Below are 2,081 nucleotides of genomic sequence, written 5' to 3'. Positions count from 1 at the left end.
GCTGGACGGGGCTGAGGTCGCTTACCACCTGGCCGCGGCCTACGAGATCGGGGTGGTGGACGAGCGGGCCATGGAGCGGGCGAATGTGGGAGGCACGCAGGCGTTCCTGGGGGCTGTGGAGGCGGCGGGGACAGCGCGAGCGGTCTACGTGTCCAGCACTGCGGCGTTGGGCCCGGTGCCGGAGGGCGAGGGGGACGAGGACACCAGGTACGCGCCGGCTGGGCGCTACCCTTCGGCGTACCACCGGACCAAGGCGGCCGCGCATCGGCTGGCGTTGGAGGCGCAGCGACGAGGGCTGCCGCTCGTCATTGTGTGTCCTGCCTTTGTGTACGGGCCGGGGGACCACGGGCCGGGCGGCCGCTTCATTGCCGACCTGCTGGCAGGGCGCGTGCCGGGGCTGCTGACCCGGCCGGCCTGGTTCTCGTACGTGCACGTGGATGACGTAGCCCAGGGGCTCGTGCTGGCGGGGGAACGCGGCGCGCCGGGCGCGGTCTACGTGCTCTCGGGGGAGCACGCCTCGCTCAACGAGTTCGCGGCGCGGGTGGCGAGGCTGGCGGGCCGGCGGCCGCCGCTGCTCCGCTTCCCCGTGCCCCTCGCCCGGCTCACTGGCGCACTGCTGGACGTGGTGAGCCGGGCTACCGGCCTGCGCTTCCCCATCACTCGGGAAGGCGTGGACGCCGTCGCGCGCCACCGCTGGCTGCACTCGCACGAGCGGGCGACGCGGGAACTCGGCTGGCGCCCGCGGCCGCTGGCGGAGGGGCTGCCGGAAACAGTGGAGTGGTTTGCGCGCCAGGTGCGGAACCCTGGCGGGCGGGCCGACGGCGGTGGCCGAGGCGGGCGTGGCGCGGCCGCCGGATGAGCCGATACGGCACGCTGTCCGTTTTCACAGCGCCCTGCGGCGCCACGACAGCAGACACAGAAGCCTCTTGACCCGTTATCGGAAAACGAGGTGGGGACAGTAGACCCCTCCGCTCGCTCGCTGCCCGTCGCTCGGTCGGGCCGACACAATTCGCCAGACCATTATTGTCGCACGACTAGGGCGTGACGGTGCCCCCGGCGTCAACGCGGAAGGCCAGGCCCGGCTCGGTCCCGCTGCCAGGCGTATCGACCACGCGCGTCAGGCGTACGCCATTGGCGAACACGTTCTCGGTGGTGGCACCGGTCCGGTCGCGGGCACAGTTGTTGGGGTCGTTGATGCGGAAGCGGACTTCCTGGTTCACGGGCACGTCCGAGAAGGTGATGCTCCAGCGCTCGGCCCCCTGGGCCGTCATGTTGATCCCGCGATAGTCCCGCCAGCTCGGGTGGAGGTGCGTCTGGCCCACGCCCTGGACGCAGCTCGCATGCTGCTGGGCGACGGCCGGGTCGATAGTCGTCGCGGCGCGGTAGACGATCTCGACGCGGGCCGTGGTTGCGCCGTCGGCGCCGGCTGGCCCCGGGTCGTTCTGGCAGCCGGATGCGAGGAGCAGCGCGCTCCAGAGCCGGGCACGGCGGATTGAGAAGGGGCGCATGTCATACTCCAGCGGGGCAGTCGAGGGTGCTTGCCTCGGCAATCTGCGGAATCGGCTGCGCCTGAGCAAAGGCGTGCCCTGGGCCGCCAGGCGCCCTGGGCTCAAGCAGAGGGCTGGCGGGTGCTGATGGCCCGGGGCGCGACCAGCAGCTCCCAGGGGCCGACGTGGCCGGCGACGCGGGGCAGAAAGCCATCGGCCCGTAACGCCGCCTGCATCTCGGCCGGCGGGTGCAGGTAGAGGCGGAAGCGGCGGCGGAGCAGCCACTGCCCGGTGTTGGCGAGGCCGAAGAACGCGCGCGTCCACCATGCCTGGCGGGGATAGCTGAGCGCGACTGCGACGCGCGCGGCGGCGGCGGCGGGGCGCAGCAGCTCCTGCCACACGGGGTAGCAGCACACCACGCGGTCCAGGATGACGACGTCGTAGCTCTCGTCGACTGCGCGTTCCGCGAAGTTGGCGACCTCGAGTCCGAGGCGATCCGCGACCCCGGCCTCCTCCGCCAGTTCCCTGGCCAGCGCGAAGGAGTGGGGCCTGGCCTCGACGGCGCTGGCGTGGATCGCGCCATGAGTGCGTAGC

3 protein-coding genes are annotated in these 2,081 nt (G+C 72.4%); 1 reads left to right on the top strand and 2 read right to left on the bottom strand.

The genetic code is table 11. From position 1 onward, the window contains the following. The coding region (locus tag HY703_03475; protein MBI4544236.1) for an NAD-dependent epimerase/dehydratase family protein at positions 1–859 on the top strand (859 nt) is incomplete at its 5' end. A 175-nt stretch (positions 860–1,034) separates the two neighbouring features. Here HY703_03475 and HY703_03470 read toward each other — a convergent pair. After that, positions 1,035–1,508, bottom strand: coding sequence for a hypothetical protein (locus tag HY703_03470; protein MBI4544235.1), 474 nt, complete (start codon positions 1,506–1,508; stop codon positions 1,035–1,037). Positions 1,509–1,609: 101 nt separating this feature from the next. Then, a partial coding sequence (locus HY703_03465; GenBank protein ID MBI4544234.1) for a hypothetical protein occupies positions 1,610–2,081 on the bottom strand: 472 nt, incomplete at its 5' end.

It is taken from the genome of Gemmatimonadota bacterium (genome assembly GCA_016209965.1).
Classification (GTDB): Bacteria; Gemmatimonadota; Gemmatimonadetes; order Longimicrobiales; family RSA9; genus JACQVE01.
The sequence above is the reverse complement of the archived record's forward strand: the minus strand, read 5'-3'. Positions and strand labels throughout refer to the sequence as shown.